Here is a 22,369-nt window from a genome sequence, read left to right on the forward strand (position 1 = left end):
CACCGGGATGCGGATCGTGCGGGCCTGATCGGCGATACTGCGGGTGATCGCCTGCCGGATCCACCAGGTTGCATAGGTGCTGAACTTGTAGCCGCGGCGATATTCGAATTTATCGACCGCCTTCATCAGGCCGATATTGCCTTCCTGAATAAGATCAAGGAATTGCAGGCCCCGGTTCGTGTATTTCTTGGCAATCGAGATGACCAGACGCAGGTTCGCCTCGACCATTTCCTTCTTGGCCTGACGGGCTTCCTTCTCGCCCTTCTGGACCTGCTGGACGATCCGGCGGAACTCCGAGATATCGACGCCGATATACTGGCCGATCTTGGCCATTTCCGAGCGCAACTCCTCGACCTTGGGCGTCGAACGCTCGACAAACGCGCGCCAGCCCCGGCCGGATTTCTCGGCCATCCGGTCCATCCAGTTCGGATCAAGTTCGTATCCGCGATAGGCCTCGATGAACTCGCGCCGGTTGATACGGGCATGGTCGGCCAGCTTTACCATCGAGCTGTCGATGGACATGATGTGCCGGTTGATGCCGTAAAGCTGATCGACCAGCGCCTCGATCCGGTTGTTATGCAGGTGAAGCGAATTCACCAGCACAACGATCTCGCTGCGCAGCTTCTGGTAGTCGGTTTCGGCGGCGGCGGAAAAGCTGTCATCCTCGTTCAGGGTCGCGGACATGCGCTGATCCTGCATGTCGGCCAGCAATTCGTAATCGCGGGCGATCGCCTCAAGCGTTTCCAGAACCTTGGGCTTGAGGCTGGCCTCCATCGCGGCAAGGGACAGGTTGGCGCCGTCGTCGTCATCCTCGTCATCGTCGCTGCGCATGGGATTGCCGTCAGCGTCAAATTCCTCGCGCTTCTGGGCGGGCTGCGCCTCGGAACTGTCTTCGGCCAGATCGTCCTCGTCCTCGCCTTCCTCGTCGTCCATGGACTGACCGAAGGTCGTTTCCAGGTCGATCACGTCGCGCAGCAGGATTTCCTCTTCCAGCAATTCCTCGCGCCACATGGTGATGGCCTTGAAGGTCAGCGGGCTTTCGCAGAGGCCCGCGATCATCGTGTTGCGCCCGGCCTCGATACGCTTGGCGATGGCGATCTCGCCCTCGCGCGACAGCAGTTCGACCGAGCCCATCTCGCGCAGATACATCCGGACCGGGTCGTCGGTGCGATCCAGCTTTTCGGTTTCGGTCGTGGCGACCGCGATTTCGCGCGATCCCGAGGTCGTGGTGGCGACGGCCCCACCCTCGGATTCCTCGGCCTCTTCCTCATCCTCGATGACGTTGATGCCCATTTCCGACAGCATCGACATCACATCCTCGATCTGTTCGCTGCTGACCTGATCGGGGGGCAACACCGTGTTCAACTGATCATAGGTGATATAGCCGCGCTCGCGCGCCTCGGCGATCATCTTCTTGACCGCCGCCTGGCTCATGTCGAGCGTATGGGCGTTGTCGTCCTTTTCGGTCTTGCTTTGCTCGTCGTCCTTGGCGGCCATCCGGGGCTCCTTGTCGGGGGCGATCTCTCGCGGGGCGGGACCGCGAATCGGCTTGGAGAATCGCTTAAGTACTAGCGCGATTGATACGCGAATCAAAGGCGGGGCCAATCACTGATTCGCGGATGATTCGGGCGATTCGTCAGCGGCGGGGCGGCTTGCGCCAGATCGCGCCACTGACGAACTGGTCAAGCTGGGCGGACAGCGCCTCTCGATCCTCGTTCAGATCGCCGGAATCTTCCATGTCGGGGCGCTCGGCGCGGTGCCTTGCGCGGGTAATCTGCTGCATGCGCCAGGTCAGGCCCTCATCGGTCTCGCCCGCGATCTCGGCCTCGGCCCGGGCAAGTTCGGCCCCTGCGGCACGCTGCGCCTCAAGCCGGTCAAGAAGATTGACCAGAACCGCCGAGGCGGTTTCGGCGTCCTGACCGGTGATCAGTCTGGGGGTCAGGCCCAGATGGGCATCGGCGCGCAGGGTTTCAAGGGCCCGCTGCCCGGCCTCGCTGCCGGTGCCGGTCAGCAGGTCGTGCAGCAGCGCGGCCCGGTCCGGATCGGGCGGCGACAGGCGTTCCAGGCGCGGTTCGACGGCGGCAACGCATTCGGGGCGCAACGCACAGATCAACAGGCTGGCACCTTCCAGCAGGTTTTCGCCGGCATGCGGGTTGTCAGGCGGCAGCATCGGGGGGCGCGGCGCGGAAGGGGCCATCGAGGCCCCTCCGCGCCGGGCGGGCCAGCGGCCCGCCGGTCCCGACCGGCCACCCGTATCGCGACGTTGCCAGCCGCCGCCGAACAGGTCGCGCCGTTTGCGGCCAAGTTCCTGATGATAATGCTGCCGGGTCACTTCGTCGGGAATTTTCGCCACCGCGTCGAGCAGCCGTTTCTCAAGCGCGGCCCGGCGTTCGGGGCTGTCAAAAACCTGCCCCCCGGTTTCGCGTGACCACAGCAGATCGACCAGCGGCCGCGCCTGATCCAGCAGCGCCTTCATCGCGCCCGGCCCCGCCGCCCGGATCAGATCGTCGGGATCCTGCCCCGCCGGCAGCACCACAAAGCGCAACGCCTGTCCGGGCGCGGTCAGTGGCAGCGCCAGATCAATCAGCCGCTGCGCCGCCCTTTGCCCCGCCGCATCGCCATCCAGCGCGATCACCGGTTCGGGCGAGACGCGCCACATCAGGCGCAACTGTTCCTCGGTGATCGCCGTGCCAAGGGGCGCGACGGCACCGCCGAACCCGGCACGGGCCAGCGCGATCACATCCATATATCCTTCGGCCACAACAAGCCGCCCGCCCTTGGCCACGGCGGCGCGCGCCGGGCCGATATGATAGAGGTTGCGGCCCTTGTCGAACAGCGGCGTTTCCGGGCTGTTGAGATATTTGGCCTTCGCATTCGGATCCATCGCCCGCCCGCCAAAGCCGATGCAGCGGTCGCGTCCGTCGCGGATGGGAAACATGATCCGACCCCGGAACCGGTCATAGGGCGCGCCGTTGTCCGGGCGGATCGACATGCCCGATTCGATGATCAGCCCCTCGTCAAAGCCCTTGCCGCGCAGAGCCTCGGTCAGGGCGGTCCGGCTGTCGGGGGCAAAGCCGATCTCGAACCGGTCGCCCGACTCGCGATCAAGCCCGCGCCGCGCCAGATATTCACGCGCTTCGCCCGCCGCCGCCGTCTGCAATTGCAAACGAAACCAGCGGCAAGCGGCCTCGGTCACTTGCAGCAACTGACTGCGCCGGTCGGCCTTTTCGCGGGCACCCGGATCCTGTTCGGGCATCTGCAACCCAGCCTCGGCGGCCAGGTATTTCACCGCCTCGATGAATTCCATCCCCTCGGAATCGCGCAGGAAGGTCAGCGCATCGCCCTTGGCGTGGCAGCCGAAGCAATAGTAAAAGCCCTTCTGATCGTCGCAGTGGAAACTGGCGGTTTTTTCCTGATGGAACGGGCAAGGTGCCCACCAGTCGCCTCTGGCCTGATTGGATTTGCGCAGATCCCAGACGACCTTGCGCCCGATCACGCGGCTGATCGGGACGCGGTTGCGCAATTCATCCAGAAAGGCGGGCGGGATACTCATGCCCGCGATTATCGGGGCCTTGGCGGGCAACGGCAAGATGGAACAATCACCCGCTCAGCGTTCCGCAACGGCGACCGGGGCCGGCACCTCGTCCGAAGCGACCGGGCGCGCGATCAGCGCGGGGTCGAACAGATCCTCGATGAACAGGCTCAGCAATTGCGGCCGCCCGGTCACGCCCGCCTTGCGATAGATCGCCGCCGTCTGTGCCTTGACCGTGCCTTCCGAGGTCTTGCGCAGCGCCGCGATATCGGCGGTGGACAACCCCTTGATCGCCAGTAGCGCGACATCACGTTCCGCTGCGGTCAGCCGCCATTCAGTGAACCGTTCAAGAAGAACATCGGCAAACAGGCCCGAGGCGCGCCGCAGCCGCTGTTCCGCCGCATTGCGTTCGGACATGGCCAGCCAAAGCGCCCATGCCCCCAGCCCGATTCCCGCCAGCAGGCCGAAAGCCGCCGCAAGCTCGATCAGCTCGCGGAACTGCCAGCTTATCGGCGTCTCGCGGAAACCGATCACCGAGGACAGGATGTCTGCGATGAACACCGCCGAACACAGGCTCTGCACAAGCAGCAAGGCCGCAAGTCCCAGCGGCCCGCGTGTCATCATTCGTCGGAACAAGCCGTGGCGTCCTGTCACGGAATGACATCCGTGATTTCGATCTGTGGTTCGTCGCCTAAATCCCGCGAGATTGAAATATCTGCCTCTTTCTCTGATCGCGCCGATGCTTCCCCCTGCGCCTGCCGTTCGCCCCGGTTGGGGTTTTCCGCCGCATAGCTGCGCTTGCGGGTGACAAGATCGCGCAGGATCTCGCCGGTCAGGGGGTTGGCCACGATCTCGCGGCGGCGGTCATCCCGTTCGCCGATGACGCGCACGCGCCCCAGCAGGGTCCGCGACATCTCGATCCGGTCATATCCCAACTGGTCCAACTGGCTGATAATGGCATCGCCGACCGGATCAGGCGCGGGTTGTGCCCGCGCCACCGCAGGGGCGTGAAGGGACAGACACACGAAAAGGATCGCAACAACGGAACGCATCGCTTGCTCCATCCAAGAAGGCTCTGGCCGGGGCAGGCAGGATACCGCCCCGGCCCTTGCCGGAAACCAAGCAGGACATGGTCTGCCGGTCAACAGAAACTCAGCGTTCGGTGCAACAGCCAAGGCCGATCGGGGTTCTCTGGCTGAACCCGATGCTCGTGCCCGGCATGGAGTCACCATCGCCACCACGCTCTTGACCGAACCGGCTGCCCGCCTGCCGCGCCGGAGCTTCTGCGCGCTCGGTTCGCGGCTGCCCGGTCAAACCCTGCGCAGGCATATTCGCCAAGGGATCGGCATCAATGACTTGGGCATCGCAGGTCTCGCAGTGGTTCGGGGTGTTGAAACCGACCTCACCCACCGGATCAATGCTGTATTCCGGCGGCTCGACGGCAATCTCGCCGCCCCCTTCCACGCTCACACTGCCATCAACGGTTTCCTCGTCAATGCTGTATTCCGGCGGTTCGACGGCAATCTCGCCGCCCTCTTCCACGCTCACACTGCCATCAACGGTTTCCTCGTCAATGCTGTATTCCGGCGGTTCGATGGCAATCTCGCCGCCCCCTTCGACCGGCTGCGGATCCAGCACCTCAAAGTCGGCCGGAGCCTCGTCCGATGCGAACCACAACCGTTCCTGCCCGGCGGCATTCGCCGCAGGGCTGCGGGGGAATGGCGAAAAAGCCATGGCCGCTCCTCCGAACACCAGACCCGCTGCCAGCGCAGTGGCCGAAAATCCAAACCTGCTTACCCTCATGAGTCCATACCTCAATTTTTCGCAAAGTTTCGCCACCATCCCGGCGACGCCAATACGAAATGCGCAGGATCAGCGATTCCGGTCCATCGGGCGGACGGTTATCGTTGTGGGTATTTGGGTTAGGTTGCGCCACATAAACCCAGGTTTAGGGGCCGTTGAGATGTGTCATGCCCGTGACGCGGCGTCCTGTGCGCGAAGGTCGCAGGGGCGGCCCTCGAAATCGTCGTCGCGGCCCCCTATCTTTCGTTCAAGTGAACCTGCCGGAGCATCTGACGATGACTTTCCTTCTGCTCATCCTGACCGCAGCCCTGGCCACAGCCGGGCTTGCCCGCGCCCGCCCCCGGACACAGCGAATCGCGCAGCCGTCGCGGCGCGTTGTCAGGGCCTGATCGCCGGGCTTCCCTCAAGCCACGCAAAGCCATTTGCGGGCAGGGTCAGCGCCTTGCCCGCCAGCGTTGCCACGGACGGACCGGTCAGCGCCGTCTTGCCGGTCAGGGTCAGTGTCACGGGCTTTTTCGACAGGTTGAATATACTGGTCAAAACCTGCCCGTCATGGTTGCGGCGCAAGCCAAGGAGCGGCTCGGGCAGGTCCAGAAACGCGGCCTCGCCCCAACGCAGCGCGGGCTGGCCCTTGCGAAAGGCCAGCGTGGCGCGATAGCTGGCCAGCACGCTGTCATTATCGGCCTGCTGGACCGAAACGGCACGCGCCGCCTGCGGACCCTTGACCGGCAGCCACGGCTTGCCGGTGCTGAAACCCGCATTCGGCGACCTGTCATCCCAGACCATCGGCGTGCGGCATCCGTCACGCCCCTTGACCTCGGGCCAGAAACGCAGGGCGGGCGGGTCGGTCAGTTCGACATAGACCAGATCCGTCTCAAGCTGGCCCAGTTCCTCGCCCTGATACAGGCAGATTGTGCCGGGAAAGCTGGCCAGCATGGCGATGGCCTGCCGGGCCAGCGCGTCCGGCTGGCCATGTTTCGCCCAACGGCTGACATGGCGCATCACGTCATGGTTAGAGAAGGACCAGCAGGAATGCCCGTCCGGTGCGCCGTTCTGCACGCCCTCGATGGTCTTGCGGAAATGCGCCGCCGTGAATTCGGGGCTGAGCATCTCAAAGCTGTAGCACATGTGCAGCCGCCCCTCGCCCGCCGTGTATTCGGCCATGATGTCAATGGCCGTCTGGCCGCCATCGCCGACCTCACCCACCATCATCCGCGCGTCGAATTCGTCGGTCAGCGCCCGCAGCCTTTGCAGGAAGGCCAGGTTTTCCGGCCGGTTCTTGGAATGGACATGTTTCTGGAAACCATAGGTTTCCGGGCCGGTATGGTCGGGATTGGCAGGGTTGTCGCGCAGCAGCGCGTCGTGAAAATAATAGTTCACCGTGTCCAGCCGGAACCCGTCCACCCCTCGTTCCAGCCAAAAGCGCATGGTCTTAAGCAGCGCGTCCTGAACCGGCTTGTGGTGGAAATTCAGATCGGGCTGTTCGATCAGGAAGTTATGCAGGTAATACTGCCTCCGGCGCGGTTCCCACTCCCAGGCGGGGCCGCCAAAGACCGAGGGCCAGTTGTTGGGCGGCGTGCCGTCGGGGTCGGGATCGGCCCAGACATACCAGTCGGCTTTCGGATTGGTGCGGTTCTGGCGGCTTTCGTGAAACCAGGGGTGCTTGTCGCTGGTATGGCTGATGACCTGATCGATGATCACCTTCAGGCCCAGATCATGCGCCCGCGCGATCAGCGCGTCGAAATCGGCCAGGGTTCCGAACAGCGGATCGATATCTGTATAATTCGACACGTCATAGCCCATGTCCTTCATGGGCGAGGTAAAGACCGGCGACAACCAGATCGCGTCGGCCCCAAGCGCCGCGACATGGTCAAGCCGACGTGTAATCCCTTGCAAATCGCCGATTCCATCGCCATCGTCGTCCTGAAAGCTGCGCGGATAAATCTGATAGATCACCGCATCGCGCCACCATTCCGTCATCGGCACCTCCACGTCGCCAGGGGGATTCGGATTATTGCCGAACATCATAGCGATGTGCGAAAAGAGATGTTAGCGATAACTAGCGCATTGCCCGAATCTTTGCGCGGAATAAAGTGAACACGATGGGACAGAATCACCCCCCCCTTCTGATCGACCCGAGCGATCTGGCCTTGCTGCGCGAAGGACGCCACGACCGTCCCTTCGACGTGCTTGGCCCGCACAGGATCAACCGCCGAATCTGGGTTCGCGCCTTTGTCCCCGATGTGGCCGAACTGACCGCCATCGGTAAGAACGGCGCGGTCCCGTTGCAGCGGCTTGCGGGTGATCTGTTTGCGGGGCCGGTCGGCCCCGGAGCCTATCGCCTGAAGGCGCGGACCGGCGGAGGCGTCGAACGCGAATTCGAGGATCCCTATCGCTTTGGCCCGGTTCTGGGTGATGTCGATCTGCATCTGATCGGCGAGGGGACGCATCGGCGGCTGTGGCAGGCCCTTGGCGCGCATCCGATGGTGCATCAGGGGGTGGCGGGCACGCATTTCGCGGTCTGGGCACCGAATGCACAGCGCGTTTCCGTCGTGGGGCAGTTCAACCACTGGGACGGGCGGCGTCACCCGATGCGGCGGCTTGGCAATAGCGGCGCGTGGGAAATCTTCCTGCCCGGCATCGGCGATGGCGATCTGTACAAGTTCGAGATCCTCGGGGCTGACGGCTCGGTCGCGCAGAAATCGGACCCGGTCGGCTATGGCAGCCAGCACCCGCCCGAAAAGGCCAGCATCGTGCGCGACATCGCAGGCTATGGCTGGCATGACGAGGCGTGGATGGCGGACCGGGCCGGGGCGCAGGACCGCGCCGCGCCGATCAGTATCTATGAGGTGCATCTGGGAAGCTGGCGGCGGCGGCTGGACGAGAATGGCCGCCCGCTCTCGTATAAAGAGGCCGCGAACGATCTGGTGAACTATGCGCGCGGCATGGGCTTTACCCATCTGGAGTTTTTGCCGGTCAGCGAATTTCCCTTTGACGGGTCATGGGGCTATCAGCCGGTGGGCATGTTCGCGCCGACGATCCGCTTTGGCCCTCCGCATGAATTCCGCGATCTGGTCGATGCCGCGCATCAGGCCGGTCTGGGCGTTCTGCTGGACTGGGTGCCCGGCCATTTCCCGACCGATGCGCATGGGCTGGCCCGGTTCGACGGCACCGCGCTGTATGAACATGCTGATCCGCGCGAGGGGTTTCATCAGGACTGGAACACGCTGATCTACAACTATGGCCGGACCGAGGTGCAGAACTATCTGATCGCCAACGCCATCTACTGGCTGAAGGAATATCACGTGGACGGGCTGCGCGTGGATGCGGTGGCCTCGATGCTGTATCGCGACTATTCGCGCAAGGATGGCGAATGGCTGCCCAACAAGGATGGCGGTCGCGAGAATTACGAGGCCATCGCCTTTTTGCAGAACATGAACATCGCAGCCTATGGCGAATGTTCCGGCATCATGACCGTGGCCGAGGAAAGCACCTCTTTCCCGCGCGTCTCGGCCCCGGTGAACATGGGGGGGCTGGGTTTCGGGTTCAAATGGAACATGGGCTGGATGAACGACACGCTGCGCTATGTCCAGCACGAGCCGGTCCACCGCAAATACCATCACGACCTGATGACATTCGGCCTGATGTACGCATTCTCGGAGAACTTCATCCTGCCGATCAGCCATGACGAGGTGGTGCATGGCAAGGGCAGCATGCTGACCAAGATGCCGGGCGATGAATGGCAGAAATTCGCCAGCCTGCGGGCCTATTACGGCTTCATGTGGGGGCATCCGGGCAAGAAACTGCTGTTCATGGGCTGCGAGTTCGCGCAGCCCGAGGAATGGAACCATAATGGCGAACTGAACTGGCCGGCGGCGGAAAAACCGCTGCACAAGGGCGTGCAGGCGCTGGTGCGCGATCTGAACGCGCTTTATCGCGACACGCCCGCGCTGCACCGGCTGGACTGCGACCCCGAGGGATTCCAGTGGGTCGCGACCGATCCCGACCAGTCAACCTATGTCTGGATCCGGCGCGGCAACGACACGGATCCGCCCGTCGTCGTGGCCTGCAACTTTACGCCTGTTCCACGCGACAAGTTCCGCATCGGCGTGCCGCAACCGGGGCGCTGGCGCGAGGCGATCAATACCGATGCTGCCCTGTACGGCGGCAGCGGCATGGGTAATCTGGGGTTCGTGCAGGCCGACGGGCCTGCGCAGGACGGTCAGCCGCATTCGATGGCTGTAACCCTGCCGCCCCTGTCCGTGGTAATCTTTTCAGCACAATAAGACCCGCTTCCGAGGGAGGACAAAATGGTCGAAAAAAGAAGACTGACGCGGCGCGCAATGGCATTCGTGCTGGCGGGCGGTCGCGGCAGCAGACTGAGGGAACTGACCGACCGGCGCGTCAAGCCCGCCGTCTATTTTGGCGGCAAGGCGCGCATCATCGACTTTGCCCTGTCGAACGCGATGAACTCGGGCATCCGCAAGATGGCGATTGCCACGCAATACAAGGCCCACAGCCTGATCCGGCACCTGCAACGCGGTTGGAACTTTTTCCGGGCCGAGAGGAACGAGTTTCTGGACATCCTGCCCGCCAGCCAGCGTATGTCCGAGGATCACTGGTATCGCGGCACGGCCGATGCGGTGACGCAGAATATCGACATCGTGGACAGCTATGACATTGATTACATAATCATTCTCGCCGGTGATCACATCTACAAGATGGATTACGAAATCATGCTGCGCGAGCATGTCGAAACCGGTGCCGATGTCACCATCGGCTGCCTGACCGTCCCGCGCGCCGAGGCCAGCGCCTTTGGCGTGATGGCCGTGGACGAGACCGGGCGCATCACCTCGTTTCTGGAAAAGCCCGCCGACCCGCCCGCCATGCCGGGCCATCCCGACAAGGCGCTGGCCTCGATGGGCATCTATGTCTTTAACTGGAAATTCCTGCGCGAATTGCTGCGCAAGGATGCGGTCGATACGGAATCCAGCCATGATTTCGGCAATGACCTGATCCCGGAAATCGTCCGCAATGGCCGGGCGATGGCGCATCGCTTTGACGATTCCTGCGTCCGGGCCGAGGGTGCGCCGACCTACTGGAAGGATGTCGGCACGGTCGATGCCTTCTGGCAGGCCAATATCGACCTGACCAATTTCACGCCCGAACTGAACCTGTGGGACCGCGACTGGCCGATCTGGACCTATTCCGAAAGCGTGCCCCCCGCGAAATTCATCCATGACGAGGCCGACCGGCGCGGCGTGGCGATTTCTTCGATGGTCTCGGGCGGCTGCATCATCTCGGGAACCGAGATCCGCAATTCGTTGTTGTTCACTCAGGTGCAGACGAATTCCTATGCGGTGCTGGATCATGTCGTCGCTTTGCCCTATGTCACGGTGAACCGCCGCGCGCGGTTGAAGAATGTCGTGATCGATCGCGGCGTGATCATTCCCGAGGGCCTGATCGTGGGCGAAGACCGGCAGGAGGACAGCAAGTGGTTTCGGGTCAGCGAAGGCGGCGTGACGCTGATCACGCAAACCATGCTGGACCGGCGGATGGCGGCCCGGTGATGCAGGTTCTGTCGGTCGCGTCGGAATGTGCCCCGCTGGTCAAGACTGGCGGGCTTGCCGATGTCGCGGGCGCGCTGCCCGCCGCGATGGCGGCCAAGGGGGTGCGGATGCGCACCCTGCTGCCGGGCTATCCCGCCGTGACCGACAGCTTGCAGGACACGCAAGAGGTCGCGCGGTTCGACGATCTTTTCGGCGGATCGGCACGATTGCTGGCCGGACATGCGGCGGGGCTTGATCTGCAGGTGATCGACGCCCCGCATCTTTATGCCCGCGACGGCACCCCCTATCTGGGACCGGACGGGCATGACTGGCCCGACAACCCCGAACGCTTTGCCGCGCTGTCATGGGTGGCGGCGCATGTTGCCGCCCATGGCGCGGCGGGCTGGCAGCCCCGGATCCTGCATGGTCATGACTGGCAGGCCGGGTTCATGACCGAATATCTGCGCCAGATGGACGCGCCGGATATCCGCACCGTCCTGTCGATCCACAATATCGCCTTTACCGGCATTGCCGATCCGGGGCGGATGCATTCGCTGCGGTTGGATCCGGCGCGGTTCCACAGCGAGGGCTATGAGTTCTGGGGCGCGATCTCGGCGCTGAAGGCGGGGCTGATGGGGGCCGACCGGCTGACCACAGTGTCCCCCACCTATGCCGAGGAACTGATGACCCCCGAATTCGGCATGGGGCTGGACGGCGTGATGCGGCATCGCCGCGCGGCGCTGACCGGCATCCTGAACGGCATCGACGAAGCGGTCTGGAACCCCGCCACCGATCCCCTGATCACGCCCTATACGACGCCCGCGGGCAAGGCCCCGAACAAGGCCGCGCTGCGGGCCGAGATGGGCCTGCCGGACTCGGACGGCCCGCTTTGCATCATCGTCTCGCGCATGACCCAGCAAAAGGGGCTGGATCTGGTCCTGCAAACCCTGCCGACCCTGCTGGCCGGGGGCGGACAGCTTGCGCTGCTGGGCTCGGGCGACGCCGATCTGCAGGCCGCCTTTCAGCATGCCGCCCTGGATCCGAATGTCGCGGTCCGTATCGGCTATGACGAGGGGTTCTCGCATCGGCTGATCGCCGGGGCGGACGCGATCCTTGTGCCATCGCGGTTCGAGCCTTGCGGCCTGACCCAGCTTTACGGGCTGCGCTATGGCACCATTCCGCTGGTCGCGCTGACCGGCGGGCTGGCGGATACCGTCATCAACGCCTCACCCGCCGCGCTGGCGCGCGGGGTGGCCACGGGCCTGCAATTCGCCCCGACCGAGCCCGCCCCCCTGCGCAACGCGCTTACCCGGCTTTGCGCGCTGTATCGCGACCGCGATACCTGGGCACGGATGCAGCGGAACGCCATGGTACAGCCCGTCGGCTGGGATCAGTCGGCCGGCGCCTATGCCAGCCTTTATGCGCAACTGATCGCGGCCCCATGACCCAGCGACATGCCATGACAGCGGGGCACCCGACGCCATTGGGTGCCACATTCGACGGGGCGGGCGTGAATTTCGCCCTGTTCTCGAAACATGCCGAACGTGTGATCCTGTGCCTGTTCGACGAACGCGACCGCGAAACCCGGATCGACCTGCCCGAACGCGAGGGCCATGTCTGGCACGGCTATGTCCCGCAATTGCGCCCCGGCCAGAAATACGGCTATCGCGTCCATGGCCCCTATCGCCCGCAAGAGGGGCATCGCTTCAATGCCAACAAGCTGCTGATCGACCCCTATGCCAAGCGGCTGACCGGCGGGCCGCGCGCGCATGACGCGCTTTATGGCTATCGTGCGGGGCATCCTGACGGCGATCTCAGCTTTGATCCGCGCGACAGCGCCCCCTATATGCCGAAATCGGTGGTGGTCGATCCCAGTTTCGCCTGGGGGGCCGACGCCCCGCTGCGCCGCCCGATGACCGAAACGGTGATCTATGAGGCGCATGTCAGGGGCATGACCGCAGGCCGCCCCGATATCGGCAATCGCGGCACTTATCAGGCGCTGGCTTCGGATCCGGTGCTGGATCACCTGAACCGGCTTGGCGTGACGGCGATCGAATTGCTGCCGGTCCATGCCTTCATTGACGACCGCTTTCTGGTGGACAAGGGGCTGAAAAACTATTGGGGCTATATGTCCTATGGCTTTTTCGCGCCCGAACCGCGTTACATGCGCGACGGCGACATTGCCGAATTTCAGCAGATGGTCGCCCGCTTTCATCAGGCCGGGATCGAGGTGATCCTGGACGTGGTCTATAACCACACGGCCGAGGGCAACCGCTGGGGCCCGACGATCAGTTTCCGGGGGCTGGACAATGCCTCTTATTACCGGCTGTCGGACGATCCGCGTTACTATGTCAACGATGCGGGCACCGGCAATGTGCTGAACATGGACAGCCCCTTTACCCTGCGGCTGGTCATGGATTCGCTGCGTTACTGGGTCGAGGTGATGCATGTGGACGGGTTTCGCTTTGACCTGTGTTCGGTGCTGGGGCGGACGAGGGGCGCGTTTGACCGCGACGGCCCGTTCTTCCGCGCGGTCCGGCAAGATCCGGTGCTGAACCGCGTCAAGCTGATCGCCGAGCCATGGGACATCGGGCCCGGCGGCTATCAGCTTGGCGGTTATCCCGCGCCCTTCGCCGAATGGAACGACCGCTTCCGCGACCAGATCCGCAGCTTCTGGCGCGGCGATGCCGGGATGCTGGGTCGGCTGGCGAAACGCGTGGCCGGATCGGCGGCGCGTTTCGACCATGACGGGCGGGCGGCGACATCCTCGGTGAATTTCGTTGCGGCGCATGACGGTTTCACGCTGATGGATACGGTCAGCTATAACGACAAACACAACGAAGCCAATGGCGAGGGCAATCGCGACGGGCATAATCACAACCTGTCGGACAATTGCGGCGTCGAGGGGCCAAGCGATGACCCCGCAATCCTTGCCCGCCGCGCCCGCCGCCGCCGCAACATGATGGCGACGGTGATGCTGTCGCAGGGCACGCCGATGATCCTTGCCGGGGACGAATTGGGCAACTCGCAATCCGGCAACAACAATGCCTATTGTCAGGACAATCCCGTCGGTTGGGTCGATTGGGACAATGCCGATGCCGGTTTCCTGAATTTCTGCCGCCGGGTGATCGCCTTTCGCAAGGCCAACCCTATCCTGCGCCAGAAACGTTTCCTGCACAGCCAGCCGCGCCAGATTGACGGCCTGCCCGACCTGTTCTGGCGCCGCGCCGATGGCCAGCCCATGAGCAACGAGGACTGGTCCCATCCCGATTTGCGCCTTCTGGCCGCCGAGATGCGCACGGCCTCGGGTTCGCCTGAATATGCGGCGCTGCCGGGCGCGGTATTCATCGTGTTCAATGCCGGCCCCGAGGCGAAGGTGCGCCTGCCCGACACGGTCAAGGGCGGCAAATGGCGCTGGCGGCTGGACAGCACGCGGGACGACAACCCCGACCGGCCCGCCGCGCCATCCGAAACCATCGCCGCCGAAAGCGTCGCCGCCTTCGTCCTGAGCGAGCCGGAAGGGCCATAAGATCACGCAGCCCCGCCTGTTTGACAGGCAGAGCTTTCCAACCCGCCGAAAAGCTGGCAACAGCGTGCCGATTCCGTGCCGCACCGCTTGCCAGATGTCATCCCGGCGCGAACCATCCATTGACCATTGCAAGAGACCGACCGTGACCCAGCAAGCCCCTTCCGACACGCTTTCCACCGCCGAGGCCCTGCGCGATCGGATCGCCTATCACCTGACAATGACACTGGGGCGCGAACCGGAATACGCCTCGACCTTCGATTGGCGGCTTGCCGTCAGCTATACGATCCGCGACCAGATGGTGACACCCTGGACCGGGGCGATCCGGGCGGCGCGCGGTCAGGGGGCCAAGCGGGTCTGCTATCTGTCGATGGAGTTTCTGATCGGGCGCATCCTTGGCGATGCCATCATCAATCTGCGCCTTGAGGAAGGGATTGATCAGGCCCTGACGATGCTGGGGCTGGACAAACAGCAGATCCTGGAAAACGAACCCGACGCCGCCCTTGGCAATGGCGGTCTGGGTCGTCTGGCGGCATGCTTCATGGAATCGCTGTCCTCGCTGCAATGCCCGGCCTTCGGCTATGGCATCCGCTATGAACACGGCCTGTTCCGCCAGCGGTTCGAGGCGGGCCATCAGGTCGAAACCCCCGAGGACTGGCTGAACCAGCCGCACCCCTGGGAATTTGTCCGCATGGAATACAGCTATACCATCGGTTTCAAGGGGCATGTGGAACAGGTGGACGGACGCTCGGTCTGGCATCCGGGTGAAAGCGTGATCGCGCGGGCCTATGACACGCCGGTGATCGGATGGGAGGGTAAATGGGCCAATACCCTGCGCCTGTGGGGCGCGCATCCGACCACGCTGTTCGACCTGCACCGCTTTAACGCGGGCGATTACGCCGCTGCGGCCGAGCCCGAGGCGCTGGCCCGCACCCTGTCGCGCGTGCTGTATCCCGATGACGCCACCGAATCCGGCAAGGAACTGCGGCTGAAACAGGAATATTTCCTCACCTCGGCCGCGCTTCAGGACATTCTGCGCCGCTTTCTAAGCGAATACAGCGATTTGCGGGTTCTGCCCGAAAAAATTGCGATCCAGCTGAACGATACCCACCCGGCCATTGCCGGGCCAGAGCTGATCCGCCTGCTGATGGACGATCACGGCTTTTCCTTCGCCGAAGCGCTGGATCTGGCGCGCGGCACGCTGAACTATACCAACCACACCCTGCTGCCCGAGGCGCTGGAACGTTGGTCTACCTGGCTGATGGGCCGCATCTTGCCGCGCCACCTGCAAATCGTCCAGATGATCGATGACGATCACCGCAAGACCAGCGGCCGCCCCGACCATGTCGGCATCATCCGCTATGATCAGGTGCATATGGGCGAACTGGCCTTCATCATGGCGGGCAAAGTCAACGGCGTCTCGGCGCTGCATACGGAACTGGTCAAGAACACCGTCTTTGCCGATCTGCACAAGCTGCATCCTGACCGCATCGTCAACCAGACGAACGGCGTTACGCCGCGCCGCTGGCTGCGCATGGCCAATCCGGCGCTGGCCGGGTTGCTGGACGACACCATCGGCACCGGCTGGACCGCCGATCTGGACCAGCTTGCCGCGCTGGAACCTCATGCCGCCGATCCCGCTTTTCTGGACCGCTTGCAAGCGGCGAAACGCGCCAACAAGGTCCGGCTGTCGAATGGCTTGCTGGACCGGCTGGAGGTTCGGGCCAGCCCGGATGCGATGTTTGACGTTCAGGTCAAGCGGATGCATGAATACAAACGCCAATTGCTGAACATTCTGGAAACCATCGCGCTGTGGCATCGTATCCATGACGATCCGAACGGCGACTGGACCCCGCGTGTCAAGATCTTTGGCGGCAAGGCAGCGCCCGGTTACTGGCTGGCCAAGACGGTGATTCACCTGATCAACGATGTCGCCGCGACGATCAACGACGATCCGGTGACGCGCGACTTGCTGCAAATCGCCTATCCGCCGAATTACAACGTCTCAATGGCCGAGGTGCTGATTCCCGCGGCGGACCTGTCCGAACAGATCTCGACCGCCGGGAAAGAGGCTTCGGGCACCGGCAACATGAAATTCACCATGAACGGCGCGCTGACCATCGGCACGCTGGACGGCGCGAATGTCGAGATCCGCGAACTGGCAGGGGCCGGGAATTTCTTTCTGTTCGGCCTGACCGCAGACGAGGCCGCCGCCGAATCCGCCCGCCCCGGTCATGCCCGCCGGGCAATCGAGAAAAGCGAGGAACTGAAAGCCGCGCTTCAGATGATCGCCGAGGGGCGTTTTTCGGGCGGCAGCGCGGATCCGTATTTCTCGCTTCTGGACCGGACGTGGAATGACGACCCGTTCCTTGTCGCTTCGGATTTCGATTCCTATTTCGCCGCGCAACGCCGGGTGGATGCCGCCTATCGCGATCCGACCGAATGGAACCGGATGGCAACGCTCAATATCGCGCGCTCGGGCTTTTTCTCATCCGACCGCACGATCCGGGGCTATATGCAGGATATCTGGAAGGCCCGGCCCATCAGCCTGTGAAGAACACGAATATATAGCCTGACGACTTTCTTTGATTATGTTGCCAAGCTATAACCATTTGATTTTACGATGGTGCTGCGCCAGTTTGAGGATCAAACCGGCTTCCGTCTGCTATATAAAAACCGGCGACATCGCGAATGTCGCCGGTTTTCATTTGCCCGCTGCACTCTTGTTGCGCATATATGGGAATATTCCCTTTCGAGATTCGGGATAGCTCATTTGAAAAAGGGGTTTCCGATGCCCAGGAAAACCACGCTGACCGATCTCAAAGAGAAAATCCGCAACCCCGCCACCCCGGACGAGGAAATCGCCGCCTATCTGATGGTCGCGCCCGCATCTTTGGATGCCTTTGTCCCGCAGGTGCGGATCAATCCCGAACTGGTCGATGACGAGGGCAGCGACGCCAACGTCGTCATGCGCTTTTTCAACGCCATGTCGCGGCGACGGCGGCAGCGGAATTATCTTGGCAAGATCGAAGCGGGCTGGACCGGCCTGCGCGTCGTGGCCGAGGGCGATAGCTGGTTCGAATTTCCCTTCCTTCTGCGCGACGTGATCGACCATCTGTCCGACGATTATGCGATTTGCAGCCTTGGGGCCTCGGGGGACATGGTTCAGGACATGCTGGATCAGGACGAAATCCTGCCTGCCCTGCGGCAGTACAAGCCGCATCTGCTGCTGATCAGCGGCGGCGGCAACGATCTGCTGGGCCGGGGCCGGCTGGCATCCGAGCTGCATCGCTACAAGGCTGGCCGCGCCGCCCGCGACTATCCCAATGCCACGTTCGACACGCGGCTGCACGGCATCATCGGCAATTATCGGTCGATGTTTCAAAAGGTGCTGGCCGAATTTCCCGACCTGAAAATCCTGTGCAACGGATATGATTACGCGCGCCCAAAGGATGGCCGCTGGCTGGGCCAGCCGATGACCGAACTGGGGATAGGCGACACCACGCTGCAGGCGCAGATCGTCGCCGAACTGATCGACCGCTTTAACGCAGCCCTGATCGGGCTGACTGCGGAATTTTCCGGCTCCGTCCTGCGCGTCAATTGCCTGAACAGCATCGGCGACAACTGGTTTGACGAATTGCACCCCGACAGTGTCGGCTTTGCCGCCGCCGCCAACAGATTTCGCGCCACCATCGAATCGATCTTTGGATCAGAGCCTCCGCACGAGGCCCAACCCCGCCTGTCGCCCGGCAAAGAGGCGATGATCGCCGCGCAGGATCTGGCACCGCAGGCCTTTCGCGAACTGGTCGATTGCCGGGGCCGCGAACTGCTGGACATGTCCCTGCCCCCGACCGACGACGAAACCCGCCGCAAGGAAATTGAACGCGACATTTCCCTGCATTTCGAGAAAATCTCGGGCGGGGCGGATTTCCTGCCCGCCAGTTTCCTTGGTCGCGGGGCCAGCGCAGCCGCAGCCGTCTGCCGCGTCAACCTGCCGGGCGGATCGGGAACGGGGTTCCTGATCGGCAACCGCAATTGCATCATGACCAACAACCACGTCATCGCCGACCCCGGCGAGGCCCGCAGCGCCGTCGCCGAATTTTACTTTGAAGAGGGCGCGACAAGCCTGATGGTCACGCCGGACCCGGACCGGTTCTTCGTCACATCGAAGGAACTGGATTTCACCATTGTCGGCTGCGACGACCTGGCTCTTGCCGAAATCGAACCGATCCCGCTGCTGCGCAACCCCTCGACCGTGACCCGCGGCGAGCAGGTCAATATTGTCCAGCACCCGCGCGGTCGCCAGAAAGAGGTCGCCCTGCACAACAACAAGGTGCTGCGCGTCAAGGACAAGGTCGTCTGGTATGAAACCGATACCGAGCCGGGTTCCTCGGGCAGTCCGGTCTTCAACAACACCTGGGATCTGGTGGCGCTGCACCATGCCGGCTGGGTGGAAAGCGGCGTGACCACGAATGAGGGTGTGCGCATCGCCGCCATCGTTTCGCATCTGCTGGCCCGCCAGATCGACGGAACCACCGGATCGCCCGGCCTGCAACAATTGCTGTCCTCGATTCCCGACAGCTCTCCCCATCTGGGTTTTTTCGATGTCGCCGGGATCACCGGATCGGGCACCAAAGAGGTCGAGCTTCCCGAATACAGGGGTTCGCATGAATTTGCCGATATCGGGTTCTGGAACATAGAACATTTCAATGATTCCATTTCCGATGCGCGGGTTCAGACTGTCGCGGGCGTTCTGGGGCATCTTTCGCTGGACGCAATGGGGCTGGTCGAGGTCGAACGCGGCGCGATGAAGCGCTTGACCGCCGCGCTTCAGGCGCTGGGGTTCAGCTATGACTTCAAATATCTCGACGCGCAGGGCCGTCAGGATCTGGCGATTCTGTATGACAGCCAGACCACCGAGGTGACGATTTCAGCCAGAATCCTGAACCGCCACAAATCGGCATGGGCGGCGCGCACCGGTTCGGGGCGGACCGCCTTTCCCCGGCGACCGCTGATCGCCCATGTCCGCGTGCGCCCCAATGCCAAAAACCATGATCCGGTCGAATTCATCATGATCGTGCTGCATCTCAAGGCCTTTGGCGATCCCGAAAGCAAGGCCCGCCGCCGCCTTGCCGCCGAAATCCTTTCCGATGTCATCGCCGATATCCGCAGGACCGAGAAACTGCCCGTGGTACTGGGAGGAGACCTGAACGAGACGCTGAACAACGACATTCTGGCCCCCCTGACCGACACGCCCGACCTGTTTACGCTGACCACCGATGACGCGGCCGATAACGCGCTGTCCTATGTCGGGGACAGCCACCGGTCGCTGATTGATCACATCGTGGTCAGCAAGGATGTGCAGATGTCACCCATCAGCGGAGATGACGCGGCAATCGTGCGGCTGGACAAGACGGTCGCGGATTTTACCCGCGACGTGTCGGACCATGTGCCGCTGGTCATCCGCATGGTCGCCCGCGACGCCCCCCTTCAGATCACCCCGTCTGGTCAGGGCTGAGGCGCGGCGGCTGTCAGAACCCGTCGCAGGACGCTGGAAATCCGGGATGCAACGATCCGGTCGCCCTTACCTTGCCTGTGCCGCAGCACTTTCGGGCAGTTCCTCGTCGAACAGGCGCTGATAGAATTCGGCCACGGTCTGACGTTCAAGCTCGTCGCATTTGTTCAGGAAGGTCAGGCGGAAAGCATAGCCGATATTGCCAAAGATGCGCGCGTTCTGCGCCCAGCTAATGACGGTGCGCGGCGACATCACGGTGCTGAGATCGCCCTGCATGAAGGCCGTCCGCGTCAGATCGGCCAGCGTCACCATCTGGTTGATGGTCTTGCGGCCCTTTTCGTTGTTGTAATTGGGATTCTTGGCCAGCACGATCGCCGCCTCGGCGTCATGGGACAGATAGTTCAGCGTCGAGACCAATGACCAGCGGTCCATCTGGCCCTGGTTGATCTGTTGCGTGCCGTGATAAAGCCCGGTCGTATCGCCCAGACCGACCGTGTTCGCCGTGGCGAACAGGCGGAAATAGGGATTCGGGGTGATCACCTCATTCTGGTCCAGCAGGGTCAGCTTGCCATCGGCCTCAAGCACGCGCTGGATGACGAACATGACATCGGCGCGACCCGCATCGTATTCGTCAAAGACGATAGCCGTCTGGTTGCGCAGCGCCCATGGCAGGATGCCCTCGTGGAACACCGTGACCTGCTTGCCATCGACCAGCTTGATCGCATCCTTGCCAATCAGGTCGATCCGGCTGACATGGCTGTCAAGATTGACGCGCACGCAGGGCCAGTTCAGCCGCGCGGCCACCTGTTCGATATGCGTGGATTTGCCGGTGCCGTGATAACCCTGGATCATCACCCGGCGGTTATAGGCAAAGCCCGCCAGAATCGCCAGCGTCGTGTCAGGGTCGAATTTATAGGTGCCGTCGATCTCGGGGACGCGGTCGGAACGTTCGGCGAAACCCTTCACCTTCATGTCGCTGTCCAGACCGAAAACCTCGCGCAGGTCGATCTCTTCCGTGGGTTTGGCGTTCGCATCCAGCATCGTCGGCCCCTTTCATCACATCCGCGCCTTGATCACGCATTCCCCGGCCAAGTGCAAGCCGCCCTTGCGTTGACGCGCTGCGAAGCGCCACCTAATCTTGGGGAATGACGCACGAGGCAAGCCGAGGCCGCGCATGCAGGACGCCCGCAGATTTCCGCTGGACAAGATGATCGCCCGGGTCGCCGAAGGCGACCGCGAGGCATTCGCCGCCCTATACGACATGACATCGCCGCAATTGCACGCGATCTGCCGTTCGGTCCTGAAGGACCGCCCCGAGGCCGAGGACGCGCTGGAAGAGGTCTATCTGAAGGTCTGGCGCGATGCCGGGCGGCAGGCGGGCAGCGGGTTGACGCCGCTTGCCTGGCTGATCACCATCGCCCGAGGCCATGCCATTGACCGCCTGCGCGCCCGCGCCCTGCCGCCCCCCGCAGCGCGGGCTGCGGACCCCGCACCCGGCGACGAGGCGGGAAATGCCGGAATCGACGCCATCCGCGCCGTCTGTCTTGAGGGGCTGAGCTATGCCGATCTGGCCGCGCGCGAGCGCCGCCGCCCCGACGCCACCCGCGCGGCCTTTCGCGAGGCGTTGATGCGGTTCCATGAGGGTGCCAGCCGATGACCCAAGCCCCCATCGCCCCCCCGGCGATCGACGAGGACGAAGCGCTTGCCGCCGAACTGGTCCTTGGCCTGTTGAACGAAGACGAAATGCAGGCTATTGCCGACCGTCTCGGCGAGGATGCCGGTTTCGCGCAAAAGGTCCGCGACTGGCAGGAAAGGCTGGCGACGCTGGCGGGCGGGCTGACCCCGGTGATGCCCCCTGCCCGCGCAAGGCAACGCATCCGCGAAAAACTGGGTCACAGTACGCCGCCGCTGACCGACCCCCCCGATACCGGCCGCGCTGGCGGCTGGGGCAGCCTCCTGTGGCTGAGCCTGGGCCTGATCGCCCTGGCCGCCCTGGGCATGCTGCTGTGGCCGCGCGCCTGACCCGCGATGCCGGAATAACATTCCCGCAGCGACTGAATGCACGTTGACACCCCGGCGAAAATATATACTGAACTGTATTTATTAGCATACGTGTATTGGTTCCCGCTTCGCCCTCCCATGCCCGATTACAGCAGAATTCAATACCCTCTGTTCGACTGGCTGCGTATTATCCTGGCCTCGTTGGTATTCGTTCAGCACGCACAAGTTACCGGTCTTGTTTCGCCGGGAAATTTCGCGGTGCAGATATTCTTTGCGCTCAGCGGATGGCTGATCGGCGGTATTTTGCTTAAGATGCCGCCTGCTGGGCTGCCCCGGTTCTTTTACGACCGTGCCACCCGCATCTGGATTCCTTATCTTCCCGCAGTCGCGGCGATTTATATCCTGACCCTGTTGAAGGATGGCGGTTCGCCCTATTTTCTTGA

16 protein-coding genes are annotated in these 22,369 nt (G+C 63.0%); 9 read left to right on the forward strand and 7 right to left on the reverse strand.

Translation table 11 applies throughout. The features are described 5' to 3' along the window. The 6 genes from rpoD to ACK5L9_RS14650 all read right to left on the reverse strand — a co-directional run. The coding region (gene rpoD / locus ACK5L9_RS14625) for an RNA polymerase sigma factor RpoD (RefSeq protein ID WP_416912204.1) at positions 1–1,497 on the reverse strand (1,497 nt) is incomplete at its 3' end. 139 nt (positions 1,498–1,636) lie between these two features. After that, complete coding sequence (gene dnaG, locus ACK5L9_RS14630) at positions 1,637–3,553, reverse strand: DNA primase (protein ID WP_416912205.1); 1,917 nt, start codon at positions 3,551–3,553, stop codon at positions 1,637–1,639. A gap of 54 nt (positions 3,554–3,607) precedes the next feature. Further along, positions 3,608–4,168 (reverse strand): helix-turn-helix transcriptional regulator, encoded by a 561-nt coding sequence (locus tag ACK5L9_RS14635; RefSeq protein WP_416912206.1) that lies wholly within the window; start codon positions 4,166–4,168, stop codon positions 3,608–3,610. Between the two features lie 14 nt (positions 4,169–4,182). After that, on the reverse strand, positions 4,183–4,584 hold the full coding sequence (locus tag ACK5L9_RS14640) for a hypothetical protein (RefSeq protein WP_416912207.1): 402 nt from the start codon (positions 4,582–4,584) through the stop codon (positions 4,183–4,185). A 100-nt stretch (positions 4,585–4,684) separates the two neighbouring features. Further along, the gene (locus ACK5L9_RS14645) at positions 4,685–5,266 is read right to left on the reverse strand and encodes a hypothetical protein (RefSeq protein WP_416912208.1); all 582 of its coding nucleotides are present in this window, start codon (positions 5,264–5,266) and stop codon (positions 4,685–4,687) included. A gap of 447 nt (positions 5,267–5,713) precedes the next feature. Continuing rightward, positions 5,714–7,315, reverse strand: a complete 1,602-nt coding sequence (locus ACK5L9_RS14650) for an alpha-glucosidase (protein ID WP_416912209.1) — start codon at positions 7,313–7,315, stop codon at positions 5,714–5,716. A gap of 122 nt (positions 7,316–7,437) precedes the next feature. Here ACK5L9_RS14650 and glgB point away from each other — a divergent pair, with 122 nt between their 5' ends. The 6 genes from glgB to ACK5L9_RS14680 all read left to right on the forward strand — a co-directional run bounded on the left by glgB (position 7,438) and on the right by ACK5L9_RS14680 (position 19,928). Then, entirely contained in the window at positions 7,438–9,621 is a 2,184-nt protein-coding gene (gene glgB / locus ACK5L9_RS14655) for a 1,4-alpha-glucan branching protein GlgB (RefSeq protein WP_416912210.1), read from the forward strand. Between the two features lie 24 nt (positions 9,622–9,645). Beyond that, positions 9,646–10,905 carry a glucose-1-phosphate adenylyltransferase gene (gene glgC / locus ACK5L9_RS14660; RefSeq protein ID WP_416912211.1) on the forward strand — a complete coding sequence of 420 codons (1,260 nt, stop codon included), beginning with the start codon at positions 9,646–9,648 and terminating at the stop codon, positions 10,903–10,905. Further along, positions 10,905–12,329 (forward strand): glycogen synthase GlgA, encoded by a 1,425-nt coding sequence (gene glgA / locus ACK5L9_RS14665; RefSeq protein ID WP_416912219.1) that lies wholly within the window; start codon positions 10,905–10,907, stop codon positions 12,327–12,329. Before glgC ends, glgA begins: the two co-directional genes overlap by 1 nt. Beyond that, positions 12,326–14,413, forward strand: a complete 2,088-nt coding sequence (glgX, locus tag ACK5L9_RS14670; RefSeq protein WP_416912212.1) for a glycogen debranching protein GlgX — start codon at positions 12,326–12,328, stop codon at positions 14,411–14,413. The genes glgA and glgX overlap by 4 nt, the downstream gene beginning before the upstream one ends. A 94-nt stretch (positions 14,414–14,507) precedes the next feature. Then, positions 14,508–16,964: a glycogen/starch/alpha-glucan phosphorylase gene (locus tag ACK5L9_RS14675; protein WP_416912213.1), complete on the forward strand. Its 2,457-nt coding sequence runs from the start codon at positions 14,508–14,510 to the stop codon at positions 16,962–16,964. A 237-nt stretch (positions 16,965–17,201) separates the two neighbouring features. Then, positions 17,202–19,928 (forward strand): trypsin-like peptidase domain-containing protein, encoded by a 2,727-nt coding sequence (locus ACK5L9_RS14680; protein WP_416912214.1) that lies wholly within the window; start codon positions 17,202–17,204, stop codon positions 19,926–19,928. A 66-nt stretch (positions 19,929–19,994) separates the two neighbouring features. Here the strand turns inward: ACK5L9_RS14680 and cobS are convergent, their stop codons facing one another. Next, the gene (gene cobS, locus ACK5L9_RS14685) at positions 19,995–20,966 is read right to left on the reverse strand and encodes a cobaltochelatase subunit CobS (protein WP_416912215.1); all 972 of its coding nucleotides are present in this window, start codon (positions 20,964–20,966) and stop codon (positions 19,995–19,997) included. Positions 20,967–21,099: 133 nt separating this feature from the next. On the opposite strand from cobS, the gene ACK5L9_RS14690 reads away from it, so the two are divergent. The 3 genes from ACK5L9_RS14690 to ACK5L9_RS14700 form a co-directional block, all read left to right on the forward strand. After that, positions 21,100–21,582 (forward strand): sigma factor, encoded by a 483-nt coding sequence (locus ACK5L9_RS14690; RefSeq protein WP_416912216.1) that lies wholly within the window; start codon positions 21,100–21,102, stop codon positions 21,580–21,582. Continuing rightward, positions 21,579–21,947, forward strand: coding sequence for a hypothetical protein (locus tag ACK5L9_RS14695; protein WP_416912217.1), 369 nt, complete (start codon positions 21,579–21,581; stop codon positions 21,945–21,947). The genes ACK5L9_RS14690 and ACK5L9_RS14695 overlap by 4 nt, the downstream gene beginning before the upstream one ends. 36 nt (positions 21,948–21,983) lie before the next feature. Then, on the forward strand, positions 21,984–22,369 hold a 386-nt coding region (locus tag ACK5L9_RS14700; protein WP_416912218.1), incomplete at its 3' end, for an acyltransferase family protein.

The organism is Paracoccus sp. (in: a-proteobacteria) (assembly GCF_047973135.1).
Lineage (GTDB): Bacteria > Pseudomonadota > Alphaproteobacteria > Rhodobacterales > Rhodobacteraceae > Paracoccus.